Source organism: Streptomyces sp. NPDC057438 (assembly GCF_042802995.1).
Lineage (GTDB): Bacteria > Actinomycetota > Actinomycetes > Streptomycetales > Streptomycetaceae > Streptomyces.
This window is the reverse complement of the sequence record NZ_JBHVDD010000056.1, coordinates 1-15,169: the sequence shown is the minus strand read 5'-3', so window position 1 is coordinate 15,169 and position 15,169 is coordinate 1. Positions and strand designations below refer to the sequence as shown.

The window sequence follows — 15,169 nt, the reverse complement described above, 5'->3', positions numbered from 1 at the left end:
TTTCATGGTGACCACGATGCCTCGCGAAACCGTCCGCGTCGTCGTACCTGAGCACTCAATGCGTCCTACTGCCGATGGAGTACGAACGGCCCCGTGTCATCCCCAGGAGGGGCGACACGGAGTGCAAGCCCCCAGGTGAACGGCCGGCCGGGGGCTGGTACTACTCGTCCTCGTGGATCACGACCCCGGACTCACCGCGCTCTCGGCCCTCGGCGGCTTCTTCGTACTACACACGGGCGAACCGCCGCGCGCGTCCCTGCCCACGCTCGCCCGGGCCTACGAGGCACGGGATGCCGATGTGAAAAGGGAGGTTTACGAGAATCCGGTAATTTTCCGTGTCCGAAAAGTCGCGCGAGGTGTGCGGGCCCCCGAACTGCGCGTGGCCGCCTCCATCGCCCACCTCGGCTTCGCCGCCCGCCTGTGGTCGGTGGCCCTCGGCGCGGCCGCGGTGTACGGCCGCGTCCCCGATCTGGACCCGCGTCTGCTGCGCTGGGACGCGGACGCGAGCGCCCCGGACGAGCTGTGGCTGACCGAGGTGCGCGGCCTGCCCGCCGACCGGATCGGCGCGGTCGTACGGGACGGCCACCTGCTGCCGCTGGCGGCCGCTCTGCGGGCTCAACTGCCTATCTCAGAGCGTCTGTTGTGGGGAAACGCGGCCTCCGCGCTCATGGGAGCCGTGCGCCAGATCGACCGCTGGGCGGCCGCCAACGGGCGTACGGAGGCGGCGGATCGGGCCCGTGCGCTCGCCGCGGTCCTGTTCGCGCACCCCACGCTGGCGGGTGCCCTCGACCCGGTGACGACCCGCCGCCGCAGCTGCTGTCTCCACTACCGGCTGCCGGCCGGCGGCCTGTGCGGCGACTGCTGCTTCGACCGGCCGCCCCACTCGCGCTCCCCGGGAGGCCCCCGCCCCGCCTGACCGTGCGAGCACGGCCGCGCGAGAATCGTGGTCTTCCCCAACCGACCCTTCTGGGTGACCATGTGGGAACCAGCCGCTGAGACAGGGGGTTCCGGGTGCGAGTCGGCCTGCTGACCCGGGAGTATCCGCCCGACGTCTACGGTGGCGCGGGCGTCCATGTCGAGTTCCTCGCCCACGAGTTGAGGTCCCTCGTCGACCTGGACGTGCACTGCTGGGGCGAGGGTGCGGGCGGCGGTGTCGTACGCCACCGGTCCTGGTCCGCGCTCGACGGGGCCAACGACGCGCTGCGCACCTTCTCCGTGGACCTCTCCATCGCCGCCGGACTCGAGGACCGGGAACTGGTCCACTCGCACACCTGGTACGCAAACCTCGCCGGCCACTTCGGCAAGCTGCTGCACGGCATCCCGCACGTGATGACCGCCCACTCGCTGGAGCCGCTGCGCCCCTGGAAGGCCGAACAGCTGGGCGGCGGCTACGCCCTGTCCAGCTGGGCCGAGCGCACCGCCGTGGAGTCCGCCGACGCCGTGATAGCAGTCTCCGGCGCCATGCGTGACGACATCCTCGGCTGCTATCCCGCCCTGGACCCGGCGAGGCTGCACGTCGTGCACAACGGCATCGACACCTCCCTCTACGCGCCGGACCACGGCACGGACGTCCTGGAACGGATCGGTGTCGACCGCGGCCGCCCCTACGTCCTGTTCGTCGGCCGCATCACGCGCCAGAAGGGCGTGCCCCACCTGCTGCGCGCCGTGCGGGACATCGATCCGGCCGCGCAGGTCGTGCTCTGCGCGGGCGCCCCCGACACCCCCGAGATAGACCAGGAGTTCCGCGACCTCTTCGCGGAGCTCGGCCGCGTCCGCGAGGGACTGTTCTGGATCCCGCAGATGCTGCCGCGCCCGGATGTCATCCAGCTCCTGACCCACGCCGCCGTCTTCGTCTGCCCGTCGGTGTACGAGCCGCTCGGCATCGTCAACCTGGAGGCCATGGCCTGCGGCACGGCCGTGGTGGCCTCGCGGGTCGGCGGTATCCCGGAGGTCGTGGAGGACGGTGTCACGGGCCTGCTCGTGGAGACCGAGGACGGTTTCGAGGGCCGGCTGGCCCGCGCCCTGGACTCGCTGCTCGCCGATCCCGCGACGGCCGCCCGGATGGGCGAGGCCGGGCGGGAACGCGCGGTGCGGGAGTTCGGCTGGGACGCGGTGGCGCGGCGGACCGCCCGGCTTTACGAGGAAGTCCTCAAACTGGGGTAGTCAGGGAACAGGGTTCGGCACAACCGGTTGGGTGTAGAGGGGCGGCGGGATGCGGCGCGGTGGACCTTCGGTGCTGGGGATCGTACTGGCGGGCGGGGAGGGCAAGAGGCTGATGCCCCTGACCGCCGACCGTGCGAAACCGGCGGTGACTTTCGGCGGGACGTACCGCCTGGTGGATTTCGTCCTGTCCAATCTCGTCAACGCGGACATCCTGCGCATCTGCGTGCTCACGCAGTACAAGTCGCACTCGCTGGACCGGCACATCACCACGACGTGGCGGATGTCGAGCCTGCTCGGCAACTACGTCACGCCGGTCCCGGCGCAGCAGCGGCTGGGCCCGCGCTGGTACCTCGGCAGCGCGGACGCGCTGCTGCAGTCCCTGAACCTGGTCCACGACGAGCAGCCCGAGTACGTGGCCGTGTTCGGCGCCGACCACGTCTACCGCATGGACCCGCGTCAGATGCTGGCGCAGCACATCGAGGGCGGCGCCGGTGTGACGGTGGCCGGCATCCGGGTGCCGCGCACGGAGTCGTCGTCCTTCGGTGTGATCACGCCCGGCTCCGACGGCCGGACGGTGGAACGCTTCCTGGAGAAGCCGTCCGACCCGCCGGGCCTGGCCGACGACCCCGAATGCGTGTTCGCCTCGATGGGCAACTACATCTTCACCACCAAGGCCCTGGTGGAGGCGCTCCAGCGGGACGCCGAGGAGGAGGACTCCGTCCACGACATGGGCGGGTCGATCCTGCCCCAGCTCACCGACCGGGGCGAGGCGCAGCTGTACGACTTCAGTGCCAACCACGTGCCCGGCGAGACCACCCGCGACCAGGGCTACTGGCGGGACGTCGGCACGCTCGACGCCTACTACGACGCCCATATGGACCTGATCGCCGAGCGCCCCGCCTTCAATCTCTTCAACCGCAGCTGGCCCATCTACACCAGCTCCGGCCAGCTCTCCCCGGCCCGCTTCAACGCGGGCGGCATGGCCAGTGAGTCGATCATCAGCGCGGGCTGCCTGATCCGCGGCCAGGTCACCAGATCCGTCCTCTCTCCCGGGGTCGTGGTGGATCCGGGCGCCGTCGTCCAGGGCTCGGTCCTGCACGACAACGTGCACATCGGGCGGGGCGCGGTGGTCCGGGGCGCCGTGCTCGACAAGAATGTCCAGGTGCCCCCGGGCGCGACCATCGGAGTCAACCCCGAGCGGGACGCCGAGCTGTACACGGTCTCCCGGGGCGGAGTGATCGCTCTGGGGAAGGGCCAGCAGGTCCCGTAGTCGCCGGGCGGTCCGGCGGTCCGGCGGGGCGCCCGCCGGATGGCCGGATGGTCCGTCAGGGTGACCCCGGTGAACACAGATGTCCCATACGTCCCGCCTTCGCCAGGAGGTGAGGCGTAATCTGTTGTTAACTGTGCGTAGCTTGATCGTACTTGACCGTAATCGGCCAACAGCGATTGACTGCTGACTCACCCGTCGTCGACGCGAGGCAAGCCATTGACTTCCGACCTGCTCGCCCCCCTCGACCTGGCGTTCTGGAACATCGAGTCCGCCGAACACCCCATGCACCTGGCCGCGCTCGGCGTCTTCACGGCCGACTCGCCCACCGCGGGAGCCCACGCCGCCGAACTGCTCGCCACGCGGGCCGCCGCCGTGCCGGGGCTGCGGATGCGGATCCGGGACGTATGGGTCCCGGACGTACGGCTGCCGCTGGCGTTCGGCGGCGCGACCCGGGAACCGGTCGCCGACTTCGAGCCCTTCGACCACGTACGGCTGCACGCGCCGACCCCCGATTTCCACGAGGCGGCCGGACGGCTGATGGAGCGTCCGCTGGAGCGCGGCCGGCCGCCCTGGGAGGCGCACGTGCTGCCGGCGGCGGACGGCGCCTCCTTCGCCGTGCTGTTCAAGTTCCACCACGCCCTGGCCGACGGACTGCGGGCACTGACGCTCGCCGCCGCCGTCATGGACCCCGTCGAGATGCCCGCGCCCCGGCCGCGCCCCGCGGAGCCGCCGCGCGGCCTCCTCGACGAGGTGCGCAAACTGCCCGACCTGGTCCGGGGCACCTTCTCCGACCTCGGACGCGCCCTCGACATCGGCGCCTCCGTGGCCCGCACCACGCTCGACGCGACCCTCGCCGCCCGCTCCTCCGCCGCGCTGACCTCCGCCGCCAGCGGCACCCGCCGTACCGCCGGGGTGCTCGTGGACCTTGACGACGTGCACCGGATCCGCAAGACCGTCGGCGGCACCGTCAACGACGTCCTCATCGCCGTGGTGGCGGGGGCGCTGCGCCGGTGGCTGGACGAGCGTGGGGACGGCAGCGAGGGCGTCGCGCCCCGGGCCCTGATCCCCGTCTCCAGGCGCCGCCCCCGCACGGCGCACCCGCAGGGCAACCGGCTCTCCGGATATCTGATGAAACTGCCCGTGGACGATCCGGACCCGCTCGGGCGGCTGCGCACGGTGCGTGCGGCGATGGACCGCAACAAGGACGCCGGCCCCAACCGGGGCGCCGGCGCGGTCGCCCTCCTCGCGGACCATGTGCTGCCGCTCGGCCACCGGCTCGGCGGCCCGCTGGTCAGCCAGGCGGCCCGCCTCTGGTTCGACATCCTCGTCACCAGTGTCCCCCTCCCCAGCCTCGGCCTCCGGCTCGGCGGCTGCCCTCTCGCCGAGATCTACCCCCTGGCCCCGCTCGCCCACGGCCAGTCCCTCGCGGTGGCCGTCTCGACGTACCGGGGGAGCGTCCACTACGGCCTGGTCGCCGACGCGGAGGCGGTCCCGGACCTGGAGCGGTTGGCCGGGGCGGTCACCCGGGAGGTGCGGGAGCTGTTGGCGGCGTGTGAGGTGTGATGCGTAGGGGTGCGTTCGTCGGGTGCGGGTGAGTGGGGCTTCGCGCGCAGTTCCCCGCGCCCCTGAAGAGCCGGGGCTGCGCCCGGTGCTCTTCGGGCGAAAAAGCAGGGGCGCAGCCCCGCTTTCTCAGGGGCGCGGGGAACTGCGCGACCAGCCCCCACCGGCCCGCGCCCGAAGTTTGGCCACCACAGCCTCCCCTCCGTACAATTCCCCGTTCGACAGCGGACGCGCCCCGGCGGACCGCGGGTGATCAGGGAAGCGGCAGCGCGATGACGGTGACAGAGGACGGCCCGGCGACCACGGACGAGGTCGTGTACGGCCCGGGCATCGACCCGGACCGGCTCGCGGTGTGCCTCGGCGTGCTGGAGGAGCTGGACAAGCTGGAGGTCGACCACCCGGACGCCATCGCGGTGCGCCGGGCGACCGCGGGCGTCTACCGCACGGTCAAGCAGCGCCGCCGCCAGGAACGCCGCGCCGCCAAGACCGCCCACGACAAGGCGGTCACGGAGTCCACCGCCACCGGCTCCGCCCAGCGCATCGACGACGAGACCGAGGGCATCCTGCCGTCGTCCGTGACCGAGGAAGGGAAGATCGCGGGGATACTCCAGCGCCCCCGGTCCTGCTACACCTGCAAGACCCGGTACGTCGAGGTCGACTACTTCTACCACCAGCTCTGCGCCGACTGTGCCCGCCTGAACCGCGGCAAGCGCGACGCCCGCGCCGACCTCACCGGCAAGCGCGCCCTGCTCACCGGCGGCCGCGCCAAGATCGGTATGTACATCGCCCTGCGGCTGCTGCGCGACGGCGCGCACACGACGATCACCACGCGTTTCCCCAAGGACGCCATCCGCCGCTTCAACGCCATGGACGACTCGGCGGACTGGATGCACCGCCTGGAGGTCGTCGGCATCGACCTGCGCGACCCGGCCCAGGCCGTGGCCCTCGCCGAGCGGGTCGCCGAGGCGGGCCCGCTGGACATCCTCATCAACAACGCGACCCAGACCGTACGCCGGCTGCCCTCCGCCTACGCCGCCCTGGTCGAGGGGGAGAGCGCCCCGCTGCCCGCCGGTGAGCTCCCCCCGCACCACGTCATCGGCGCCTTCAACTCCGGCGCGGTGGACGGCCTGACCGGGCTGACCGCGCTCCCGGCGGGTGTCAGCGGACTCGACGCGCAGCAGGTCGCCGACCTCGCCCTGGTCGCCGGCAACGCCAGCGTGGCCCGGCACCTCGACGGCACCGCCATCGACGCGGGCGGCCTCGTCCCCGACGTGGTCGACAGCAACACCTGGGTGCAGACCATCGAGCAGATCTCCCCGGTGGAGCTGCTGGAGACCCAGCTGTGCAACTACACGGCGCCCTTCATCCTGATCAGCAAGCTCCGCCCGGTCATGGCCGAGGCCGCGAGGAAGGCCGCCAGCGGACGGGCGTACGTCGTGAACGTCTCGGCGATGGAGGGCGTCTTCGGCCGCGGCTACAAGGGCGCGGGCCACCCGAACACCAACGCCGCCAAGGCCGCGATGAACATGGTCACGCGGACCAGCGCCCAGGAGATGTTCCAGAGCGACGGCATCCTGATGACCTCGGTCGACACCGGCTGGATCACCGACGAACGTCCCCACTTCGACAAGCTGCGCCTCGCCGACGAGGGCTTCCACGCCCCGCTCGACCTCGTCGACGGCGCGGCCCGTGTCTACGACCCCGTCGTGCTCGGTGAGCGAGGCGAGGACGTGTACGGCGTCTTCCTGAAGGACTACGCGCCCGGCAAGTGGTGAGACGACGCACCGACCCGGCGGGCCCGCTCGGCGCGGTCCGCCCGGTCCGCCACCAGTTCCAGTACGGAGCGCCAGTCCTCCGGGTCCCCGGCGTCCAGCCCGGCCGACCGGCCCGCCTCGTCCGCCTGGCGTAGCGTCAGTACGTCCTCGACGAGACCGGCGTCCACCCAGCCGCCCGCGTGCAGTCGTACGAGGTGGTCGGGGCCGAGGGCGTGCAGGCGTACGAGACGGGCGACGCGGTCGCCGAGCAGCGGCCGGACCGCGTCGGCCGCCAGATCCGCGTGGCTCGTGTCGTCACCCGGTCGGAGCAACTGCCCGAGGGTGTGCACCAGACCGGCCACCTGCAGTTCCTTGTCGGCGGGCCGGCCCCGGCGCAGCAGCGCGGCGGTCCGCAGCGCGTGGTCGTGCGGGTCCGGGCGGGTGCCCGGAGGGAGGTCCGGACCGTCCCGGCGCTGATCCGGCGCCGGCCCGCCGCTCCGGCGGGCGTGCAGCAGATCCATCAGCTCATCGACGCCGCGCAGTTCCATCCGCCGGTCCTCCCGAGTCCGCCCGCGAGAAATGCCGTTGCGGCACATGAGCAGATCATGGTCGGCTTGCCATTCGGCCAACGGGACCTGAACTACGCGCCGAGGCCGGTGATCCGATGGGTCGTCGGACCGGTGCGCGGAGCGGGAACTGAGCCGAACGGGTGATGAGAAAACCCGCTAAATGGGTCAAATTGCCCTAGGGTGGGGCCTGCTGGGCGCTGAACGACTCAAGACAGTTACCTCTTGTTTCCAGCCCCATAGAGCGGCCACCCGCTCATTTGGTTACTCTGTACCGGACGGACAGCCTTATCTGGGTCCCACCCACACCCATGGTCCGTCCCGGGACAAGCCGGTCACCACGGCCTGATCTCACACCCATACGATCCGGCGCCACCGCGTCCGAACTGACATCGACTCAGACCCGAGCGGGCGTCAGGCGCACAGCGGCAGGCTGGGCCGACATCCCGAGGGTGACCGACACATAAGGAGTGCGCGGTGACACCAGAGAAGACGAAGGGCGATCAACGCCCCAAGGAACGTACCGAGGGCGGCCGGTCGAAGAAGGACCTGGGCAGCCTGGACGTGTGGGCCAGGTCCGCCCCGATCCGGCTGGCGGGCTACGAGGACGACCTCGCCGAGCCCCACATCCTGCCCAGCGTGGACTGACCGGCAGGACGCACGATCGCCGTCTGCATGGGCGTGCCAGACTCGCGCCCATGCAGATCAGAGAAGCCACCGCCGACGACTGGCCCGGTATCTGGCCGTTCTGGCACCGCGTCGTCGCCGCCGCGGACACCTACACCTGGGACCCGGAGACCTCCGAGGAGGCCGCCCGCGCCCTGTGGATGGCCCCCGCCAAGCGCGTCTACGTCGTCGAGGACGAGACCGGGACACCGGTCGCCTCCGCCTTCCTCACCCCCAACTACGGCGGTCCCGCCGCCCGTGTCGCCAACGCGGGCTTCATGGTCGACCCCGACCACGGCGGCCGGGGTATCGGCCGTGCCCTCGCCGTCCACGTCCTCGCCGAGGCCAGGGCCCAGGGCTTCCGGGGCATGGTGTTCAACGCGGTCGTCGAGACCAACCCCGCCGTACGGCTGTGGACCTCGCTCGGCTTCACCGTCCTCGGCACCGTCCCGGACGCCTTCGAGCATCCGAAGGACGGCCTGGTGGGGCTGCACATCATGTACAAGGCCCTGTGATCCGGGGCGTTCCGACGCGGCCGGTGGAACGGGGCTAGGGCCCTTGTGACGGATCTCCGCGGCGTCGCGACGCCCGGCACGCCCTCTCGCCGCAGTGGGCGAAAGCCCACGTACGTCCAGTACGAGGTCTTCCGCCCGGCACGCCGAGAGCACGCACCGAACACCGCTCCTTCTCCCACGGAGATCCGCCGGCAGGGCCAGAACCCAAGATCTTCATGAGCTTTCTAGGGCGTGTATCGAAAGTTGCAGTTGTTGGAGACTCCGGAGTCTGACGCAAGTTCAGACGGGTTGAGCGAGCAGGGCGATCACGGCGTTGAGGGCCATTCCAATGCCGATCCCCCCGACAGTCCAGCCGAGCGCCTTGGCGCTGTTGCGGGTGAACGAGTCGTTGATCCGCTGCAGCACTGGCTCGGCGCGGTCGTGCGCGGTGATCCGGACGACGCCGAGGAGGGCCGCCGGGAGGATCATGACGACGCAATAGCCGGCCAGCGCCCCGCCGATGACCTGCCAGGTCAGATCGGCGTTCGCGAGTAAGCCCACGGCCGCCAGGTAGGGCACCATGGTGACGATCTCCAGCGCCGTGGCCACCAACGCGAGGCTCATCAGGCCGCGCGCGCCTCCGCCTCGCGTGTCCCGGCCCTCCAGGCCTTCGCTGTCCGGCACGGCACCCGACATCGCCGCCGCCCGCCAGCGCTGCAGTCGGCCCGGCCTGCCCGCCCGGCTGCGGGCGCGTGCCTCCAGCCGGTAGCTCAAGACGATGACGATGAAACCGAGGACGAGCTGCCCGATCCGCAGGTGCGTCGGGGCAACGTCGGCGAAGGCCGCCCGGACGGCCTCCAGCACCGCATCGGCCCCCAGCACCAGGAGAACGCCGACGCAGAAGTAGAACATTGCAACCGTAGCCAGGTAGACGGCGATCCGGCCGACGCGCACTCGCCCCGGAGTGAGCAACAGCCAGATGGGAATCAGGAGGGTGCCGAAGCTTGTACTGTCCAGCAGCCCAAGCCCGGCCAGCGCCAGCGCCAGCGTCGCGTTCATCAGTCGAACAGCCGGTCAATGTAGGCCTCCAACGCGGCGCTGACGCGGCACACGTCGAACCCGTCCCCGGTCGCCGCGTGGTGCAGGCACATCCCGTCCACGAACGCGACCAGCGCCGCCGCCTCGGCCTCGGTGTCGACACCCGCGGCGAGTTCGCCGGCCCGTTGCGCGCCACACAATGCCTCCTCGACACCCCGCAGGAGCCGCACGGTAGCGTCCCGGTGAATCGCAGCCATGTCGGCGTCGGTAAGCGACGCCTGCACGAAGCTGAGCCAGACCCGGAGCTCGGCGCCGCGCTCGACCGTCAGCGGTAGGAACGTCTCCATCAGCCGCACGACGAACCCACGGACCGGCGGCTCGACCGGGATGGCGGCGATGCGCTCCTCGGCGCGCTGGTAGACATACTCGATGCCAAACCTCAGCAGCTCGTCCTTTGAACGGAAGTAGCGCTGGACGAGTCCCACGGACACACCCGCCGTCCGTGCCACGTCAGCGAGGGTGGTCCGCGCCAATCCCTGTTCGGCGACCACGCTCATCAGCGCGGAGGCGACCTGGCCGCGTCTTGTGTCAGCGTCGGCGTGTTGCGTCATGAAAAAAATAGTACCGCAATATTATTTTGGTGACCGGTACGTCACAGTCACTCGTTCATGGCGGCGACGAGGACGGTGGCTTCGAAACGGACCGCCAGCTTTTCGTAGCGGGTGGCCACGGCCCGGTGCCGCTTGAGGCGGTTTACTCACTTCGGCGTTTCGGGGTCTGGATCTGTGTCGGGACTGGTGACGCGGTTCGTCGAGAACCTCTCGGGCAGCGTGCGCCCCCTGATGATCTTGGGCCGCCACCAGAGGGTCACCGCCCGCCCGTCCCTGATGGTCACCGGCCCGGCCACCACCGGGTGTGGTTCTCGGCCTTCAAACGGGCGACCTGGGCGTCTCGGGGGGCCGGGAGCGTGCCCGCTCCACGCCCGCCACCATTGCCGCAGAACTCAGCCGGCTGAACGGTCCTGCGCGCTGAGACTCTGACCCGCATCTTCTGGTGTGCAGTGAGCATGCAAGGATCACCAGCGATCGCTCGCCCACAAAAGGGGGGAACAGTGCCGCAGGCCAAGAGGGCAGTCCACGGCATGTACGTGCTCGTGGCCGTAGGGACCATGCTCGGATGCGGCGCCGAGGTGGACAAGCAGCACTGAGGTTCCCCCGCAGTGCGGGGGAACCTCAGGCAGCTCGCCCACGCCTTGGATCACATGAACAACGGGCGGCTGACGCAGTTCCTGGCCGGTGCGCCAGAACTGCTGCGCCGCTACGCCGCCGCGTCGCCCTCAGCCCGCGCGCTACTGCAAGTAGCCATGGATGCCCGGCGCCTCGGCGCCGGACTCCACTTGCCGGTGGGCTTCCTTGAACAGGCGGCAGAGGACTACCTCAGTGACGACGAGTACGACGACCTCTCCGACAACTGGCTCGAACAGGCCATCGCCGACACCACTCGCCCTGTCCACGGCCGTCTCGCCCCCCTGCGCCGCATCCGCCCACGCCCCTCGCGCCGGACTGCATCGGCGGCGAGCCCGCCTGCCATGTCCTACCGCCTGGCCGACTACCTCGAACAGCACGGACGCCGCCAGCGTGCACACCTGTGCCCACCGGAATCGTTCTGGCAGGCCGCGCACGACCACCTCACGTCTGACAACGTCGCCAACCTCGCCGCTTCAGCCCGCGTCCGTCACCGTCTTCGCTGGGCCGAACAGCTGTTTCGGCGGGCCGCCGATGCGGGCAGCCCCACTGCCCTGTTCTCACTCGCCAGGATGCGGGAGGACGCCGGAGACCAGCAGGCAGCCGAACAGATCGCCCAGCAAGCTGCAGACGCCGGCGACACCACCGCCCTTCTTTGGCTCGCCCGGATGCGAGAGAAGGACCGGGACCTTCAGGGGGCCGAGCTGCTGTACCGGCAGGCCGCGGATGCAGGCAGCACTTCTGCCTTGATCCGGCTTGCCAGGGTTCGGGAGGAGGAGGGGGACCATCAGGCAGCCGAACAGTTCGCCCAGCAAGCCGCAGACGCAGGCAACACCACCGCCCTGATCCAGCTCGCTGTGTTGCGGGAGAAGGACGGGGACAGGCAACGGGCCGAGCAGTTGTACCGGCAAACTGCGGACGCGGGTGACACCGGTGCCCTTCTCTGGCTTGCCAAAATTCGGGAGAAGGGCGGGGACCGGGAAGGAGCCGAACAGATCGCCCAGCGAGCCGCAGATGCAGGCGACACCAGGCCCCTGATCCGGCTCGCCAGGCTACGGGAGGAGGACGGGGACCGGGAAGGAGCCGAACAGGTCGCCGTGCGTGCTGCGGAAGCAGGCGACACGGATGCCCTTGTTTGGCTCGCTGTGCTGCGAGAGAAGGACGGAGAGCTGCTGGAAGCCGAACGGCTCTATAAGCGGGCCATGGACGCGGGCGATCCCACTGCTCTGCTCTGGCTTGCCGAAATTCGAGAGGAGGACGGGGACCGGGAAGGAGCCGAACAGATCGCCCAACAAGCCGCAGATGCGGATAGCACGGCTGCTTTGGTCCGGCTAGCCGAGATGCAGGGGAAAGCTGGGGACTTGGCAGGAGGCGAACGCCTCTATCGGCAGGTCGCGAACGCAGGCAACATCGGTGCTCTGGTTCGTCTCGCTGAGATTCGGGAGAAGGGCGGAGAGCTGCTGGAGGCCGAACGGCTCTATCGACAGGCCGCGGACGCCGGCAACACTGGCGTTCTGGTCAAGCTCGCTGTGCTGCGGGAGCAGGACGGGGATCTGCAGGAGGCCGAACAGCTCTATCAGCGGGCCGCGGACGCGGGCGACACCAGTGCCCTTCTCCGGCTCGCCAAAGCGCAGGAAGGGGACGGAGATCGGAAGGGCGCCGAGCAGATCGCGCGGCGGGCCGCGGAAGTTGGCGACACTACTGTTTGGCTCTGGCTCGCCAAAGCGCGGGAGGAGAAGGGTGATCCGGAGGGAGCCGAGGAGATCGCCCGGCAGGCGGCGGACACGGGCAGCATCGGTATTTTTCTCTGGCTCGCGAAGATTCGAGATAGCGCCCATGCGGACAGAAAGATGGGTCTGTGGCCATATGGTCTCGACCCCGACGGCAGGCCCTCTCCTCAGTGGTAGCTCCCACCATCCCTCGTGGCAGAACGCGGCGCCCGCCCGTCATGGGTGACCGGGAGACCACCAGGCTGTTGCCAGCTCCGAGGACAAACGAATCAGCGGAGGCGAGGCAATGATCCATTTCCGGACGGTTTGCAGGCGATGAACATTGTCGAGACTCTCCGCGTGTTCAAGCCGGGGCGGCACGATAGGGAGTAGCCACATTATGACCACCGTAGGACCGGAGCCTGTCCGCGCCACCACCACACAGGGGGCTGATCAGGCGGCCGCCATGCTCCGGGGCGAGCTGGGGCGTGCCGACAGCAAGGCGTCGATATTACTGGCGCTCACCGGGGCCGGACTCGCCGGCATCAGCTCCGTCGCGCCAGATCTCGACATCCACGCGGCAGCGATGACCGCAGGAGTTTTTGGAGCGCTCGCACTCGTGTCGGCGACCGTGCTTCTGCTTCTGACCGTCCGGCCCAGGTTGGGCGGCACTGGCTGGACGAATTGGCACCAGCTCGCCGACGCTGAGCTGCAGGGCTGGCTCACCCGTGGACACAGCGTCGCCGATGTCCGGGCTCTCCAGGCAGCTGTCCACCTCAAGTTCCGTCAGATTCAGCACGCGGTTGACTGCATGCTGACTGGCGTGAGCTTCCTCGTCCTGGCCGTCGTCATCAACGCAGTACTTGCCGCCCTGGCGGACTGACACGTCCTACCAGTCCCGGACCCGGTAGCAGGACACCACACACCGAGCGAGCCTCGTGCAACTCCGGGCGTGGCTCGCCTCGTTGGCGCACACGAACACTAGAGCGTGTCTCCTTGATCTGCGCGTCGGTTGATCGGATGTGCCTGTCCGGTTGGTGAGAAATAGTCAATACCTGTGGATGGCAAAGGGATTGGTGACTGCGGTTACTGAGGTTGAACTCGTGGTGTCGTGCTGTGTCTCAGGCGGGTCTGATGGTCAGGCCGGTTTCCGCGAGGCAGCCGTCTATGAGTTCGCTGCGGTACTGGATGTGCCGCAGGCCCCGCCGGGTGGTCTGGACGAGGTGTTCGGGGGTGCTGAAGGCGACGTTGGAGAGCCAGCCGCGTCGCAGAAGTGACCAGATCCCTTCGACGGGGTTGAGGTCGGGTGCGTAGGGCGGCAGGTAGTACATGGTCAGCCAGTCCCGGGCCTCAGCAAACTCCCGCAGGTCGGCGGCCTTGTGGACGTTGAGGTTGTCCCAGACGAGCACGATCGGGCCGCCGAGCTGCTGGTGTGCGGCGATGAGCAGGTCGCGGTAGTCGCGCCAGGAAAAGCTCTTGCGGCCGTCGCGTCGGCCGTCGTCCCGGCGCGGCCGGTAGATCAGCCGGGATCGGTGGCCGGGTCTGTAGCAGGTCAGTGCGGCGATGGAGATGCGTCTGCGGGAGCGGCCGCGGACTCTCACCACCGGGGTCCGGCCGCGCCGTGACCAGGTCTTCGCCTGCGGCGGCGTCATGGAGAAGCCGGCTTCGTCCTCGAAAACGAGCCAGGCTCCACGGGCCGCCGCGAGTCTTCCGCGCAGGGCCACACATCCTTGACCCACCCGGCCACGGCTTCGTCGTCCCGCTCGATCGCGCGGCGGGCTGGGACCTGGCAGGACCAGCCGTTGCGGACCAGCAGCTTGCGCACGCCCTGGACCGTGTAGGTCAGGTGGAAGCGCCGGCCGATCACGGTTTTGATCCGTGCCAGGGTCCACCGCTGGTCCTGCCAGCCGTGCGCGGCCGTCCCCTTGGCAAGCTCTGCTTCCAACTGTGCGAACTGCTTCTCGCTCAGCCTCGGCAGCGATGGAGGCCCCTGGGACCGCAGAGCGCGGGGACCACCCTCGTCCCACGTCCGCCGCCACCGCTGCACCGACCGGACACTGACGCGCAGGTCTTTGGCGATCACCGAGCTCGCCTCGCCCTGGGCGAACCTGTCGGCCGCCCGGAGCCGTAACTCTTCCCGGAACTGCTGCCGTTCGGCCGTCAGCCCGCCACCCTGTGGATACCGCATCCCACGGTGATACCGCAGGAGGAAGCCGCCCGACAGCCCCCACGACAACACGAGTTCAACCTCAGTAGCCCAACACGTTGCGGCAGTGCGCCCATGCCGACTCGGACAGCAGTGGGCGCCACCGGGCGAACAGGCTGAGCAGACTGGCGCCATGCTCCGTTCGGATCTCCGGACTGATCGCGGCGAGATCCAGCTCGTTGGCGGCGGTCAGCTCGGCGAGATCCCGACGCTGGCCGAGATTTGGCTGGACTCTGGCACCGGTGAATCGGTCGAGGAGCATCGCGTCATCCTCGGCAAGCGTCCGATAGGTGGCCTTGCGGTCGCAGGAGGCGTACAGGTAGACGAGCGCCTCGGCGTCTGCTCCGATCGCCTGTGCCAAGTCTGCTCGATGTTCCAAGTCCAGCAGTGGGACCGGAAACCCGTCGGTGCCGTAGAAGGCATGGCACAAACCCGCAGCCCGCAGGGCCGGGCGACCTTCCCACGAGGCGAGCAGAGCTTCGACCCTCTTCAGATGGGC

At 69.7% G+C, this 15,169-nt stretch carries 15 protein-coding genes; 9 read left to right on the top strand and 6 right to left on the bottom strand.

Translation table 11 applies throughout. The annotated features are described in order from the left end of the window. Positions 1 to 172 precede the first annotated feature (172 nt). From ACFU5F_RS26575 to ACFU5F_RS26555, 5 genes are all read left to right on the top strand, one after another. Positions 173 to 916, top strand: a complete 744-nt coding sequence (locus ACFU5F_RS26575) for a (2Fe-2S)-binding protein (protein ID WP_383892055.1) — start codon at positions 173 to 175, stop codon at positions 914 to 916. A gap of 95 nt (positions 917 to 1,011) precedes the next feature. Continuing rightward, complete coding sequence (glgA, locus tag ACFU5F_RS26570) at positions 1,012 to 2,163, top strand: glycogen synthase (protein WP_383892053.1); 1,152 nt, start codon at positions 1,012 to 1,014, stop codon at positions 2,161 to 2,163. Positions 2,164 to 2,212: 49 nt separating this feature from the next. Further along, positions 2,213 to 3,433: a glucose-1-phosphate adenylyltransferase gene (glgC, locus tag ACFU5F_RS26565; protein WP_383892051.1), complete on the top strand. Its 1,221-nt coding sequence runs from the start codon at positions 2,213 to 2,215 to the stop codon at positions 3,431 to 3,433. Positions 3,434 to 3,649: 216 nt separating this feature from the next. Further along, positions 3,650 to 4,996, top strand: coding sequence for a wax ester/triacylglycerol synthase family O-acyltransferase (locus ACFU5F_RS26560; RefSeq protein WP_383892048.1), 1,347 nt, complete (start codon positions 3,650 to 3,652; stop codon positions 4,994 to 4,996). A 269-nt stretch (positions 4,997 to 5,265) separates the two neighbouring features. Further along, a complete protein-coding gene (locus ACFU5F_RS26555) occupies positions 5,266 to 6,768 on the top strand; it encodes an SDR family NAD(P)-dependent oxidoreductase (RefSeq protein ID WP_383892045.1) in 1,503 nt (500 codons plus the stop codon). On the opposite strand, the gene ACFU5F_RS26550 is transcribed toward ACFU5F_RS26555, so the two are convergent. Beyond that, positions 6,747 to 7,295 carry a hypothetical protein gene (locus tag ACFU5F_RS26550; protein WP_383892042.1) on the bottom strand — a complete coding sequence of 183 codons (549 nt, stop codon included), beginning with the start codon at positions 7,293 to 7,295 and terminating at the stop codon, positions 6,747 to 6,749. The genes ACFU5F_RS26555 and ACFU5F_RS26550 overlap by 22 nt on opposite strands. 495 nt (positions 7,296 to 7,790) lie before the next feature. Between ACFU5F_RS26550 and ACFU5F_RS26545 the strand changes: the two genes are divergently transcribed. Together ACFU5F_RS26545 and ACFU5F_RS26540 are read left to right on the top strand one after the other, a co-directional pair. Further along, positions 7,791 to 7,961, top strand: a complete 171-nt coding sequence (locus tag ACFU5F_RS26545; RefSeq protein ID WP_275455035.1) for a hypothetical protein — start codon at positions 7,791 to 7,793, stop codon at positions 7,959 to 7,961. Positions 7,962 to 8,011: 50 nt separating this feature from the next. Beyond that, complete coding sequence (locus ACFU5F_RS26540) at positions 8,012 to 8,494, top strand: GNAT family N-acetyltransferase (RefSeq protein ID WP_383892039.1); 483 nt, start codon at positions 8,012 to 8,014, stop codon at positions 8,492 to 8,494. 279 nt (positions 8,495 to 8,773) lie between these two features. Here ACFU5F_RS26540 and ACFU5F_RS26535 read toward each other — a convergent pair whose 3' ends face one another. After that, positions 8,774 to 9,532: a GAP family protein gene (locus tag ACFU5F_RS26535; RefSeq protein WP_383892036.1), complete on the bottom strand. Its 759-nt coding sequence runs from the start codon at positions 9,530 to 9,532 to the stop codon at positions 8,774 to 8,776. After that, positions 9,532 to 10,122 (bottom strand): TetR/AcrR family transcriptional regulator, encoded by a 591-nt coding sequence (locus tag ACFU5F_RS26530; RefSeq protein ID WP_383892033.1) that lies wholly within the window; start codon positions 10,120 to 10,122, stop codon positions 9,532 to 9,534. The genes ACFU5F_RS26535 and ACFU5F_RS26530 overlap by 1 nt, the downstream gene beginning before the upstream one ends. Positions 10,123 to 10,772: 650 nt before the next feature. Here ACFU5F_RS26530 and ACFU5F_RS26525 point away from each other — a divergent pair. Both ACFU5F_RS26525 and ACFU5F_RS26520 read left to right on the top strand, forming a co-directional pair. Further along, positions 10,773 to 12,662, top strand: a complete 1,890-nt coding sequence (locus tag ACFU5F_RS26525) for a tetratricopeptide repeat protein (protein WP_383892030.1) — start codon at positions 10,773 to 10,775, stop codon at positions 12,660 to 12,662. A 202-nt stretch (positions 12,663 to 12,864) separates the two neighbouring features. Then, positions 12,865 to 13,347, top strand: coding sequence for a Pycsar system effector family protein (locus ACFU5F_RS26520; protein WP_383892027.1), 483 nt, complete (start codon positions 12,865 to 12,867; stop codon positions 13,345 to 13,347). Between the two features lie 238 nt (positions 13,348 to 13,585). Here ACFU5F_RS26520 and ACFU5F_RS26515 read toward each other — a convergent pair whose 3' ends face one another. The 3 genes from ACFU5F_RS26515 to ACFU5F_RS26505 all read right to left on the bottom strand — a co-directional run. Then, on the bottom strand, positions 13,586 to 14,116 hold the full coding sequence (locus ACFU5F_RS26515; protein ID WP_383892024.1) for a transposase: 531 nt from the start codon (positions 14,114 to 14,116) through the stop codon (positions 13,586 to 13,588). Continuing rightward, entirely contained in the window at positions 14,113 to 14,652 is a 540-nt protein-coding gene (locus tag ACFU5F_RS26510; RefSeq protein WP_383892021.1) for a winged helix-turn-helix domain-containing protein, read from the bottom strand. The genes ACFU5F_RS26515 and ACFU5F_RS26510 overlap by 4 nt, the downstream gene beginning before the upstream one ends. Positions 14,653 to 14,713: 61 nt before the next feature. After that, on the bottom strand, positions 14,714 to 15,169 hold a 456-nt coding region (locus ACFU5F_RS26505), incomplete at its 5' end, for a DUF6817 domain-containing protein (protein ID WP_383892018.1).

Coding starts and splice junctions, on each gene's coding strand:
- ACFU5F_RS26520 (WP_383892027.1), top strand. CDS start 12,865: ATGACCACCGTAGGACCGGAGCCTGTCCGCGCCACCACCACACAGGGG.
- ACFU5F_RS26550 (WP_383892042.1), bottom strand. CDS start 7,295: ATGGAACTGCGCGGCGTCGATGAGCTGATGGATCTGCTGCACGCCCGC.
- ACFU5F_RS26540 (WP_383892039.1), top strand. CDS start 8,012: ATGCAGATCAGAGAAGCCACCGCCGACGACTGGCCCGGTATCTGGCCG.
- ACFU5F_RS26555 (WP_383892045.1), top strand. CDS start 5,266: ATGACGGTGACAGAGGACGGCCCGGCGACCACGGACGAGGTCGTGTAC.
- glgC (WP_383892051.1), top strand. CDS start 2,213: ATGCGGCGCGGTGGACCTTCGGTGCTGGGGATCGTACTGGCGGGCGGG.
- ACFU5F_RS26535 (WP_383892036.1), bottom strand. CDS start 9,532: ATGAACGCGACGCTGGCGCTGGCGCTGGCCGGGCTTGGGCTGCTGGAC.
- ACFU5F_RS26530 (WP_383892033.1), bottom strand. CDS start 10,122: ATGACGCAACACGCCGACGCTGACACAAGACGCGGCCAGGTCGCCTCC.
- ACFU5F_RS26525 (WP_383892030.1), top strand. CDS start 10,773: ATGAACAACGGGCGGCTGACGCAGTTCCTGGCCGGTGCGCCAGAACTG.
- ACFU5F_RS26515 (WP_383892024.1), bottom strand. CDS start 14,116: ATGACGCCGCCGCAGGCGAAGACCTGGTCACGGCGCGGCCGGACCCCG.
- ACFU5F_RS26510 (WP_383892021.1), bottom strand. CDS start 14,652: ATGCGGTATCCACAGGGTGGCGGGCTGACGGCCGAACGGCAGCAGTTC.